The following is a 271-nucleotide window of genomic DNA, read 5'->3' as shown; positions in this document are numbered from 1 at the left end:
ACCGCGTACAGGGCCTGGTCGACTCGGCGGCGTCGCTCGAGCAGGGACGGGAAGAAGGTACCGGCGCGCACCTTGGGATGCGCAGGTCCAGATCACCGGCCGTGGTGGACAGCGTCCGGGGGGCGGGCCTTTGCCCATCGCTCAGTCGACGCCTCGTCATCCGCCCCGCGGGCGTTCACACCGTCCGGTGCCAGACGATTCCGAAGTCGTCGGTGAGCGTGTCGGTCCGGCCGTCATAGGAGAAGCCAATGGCGATGCGGGACCGGAACAC

General features: G+C 69.0%; 1 pseudogene. It reads right to left on the bottom strand.

From position 1 onward, the window contains the following. Positions 1-163, bottom strand: a pseudogene (locus tag ACR9ZK_RS22040) (transposase); the annotation flags it as partial. Positions 164-271 lie beyond the last annotated feature (108 nt).

The sequence above is a fragment of the Monashia sp. HAY1-5C genome, assembly GCF_056755255.1.
This window is presented reverse-complemented; position numbering and strand designations above follow the sequence as displayed.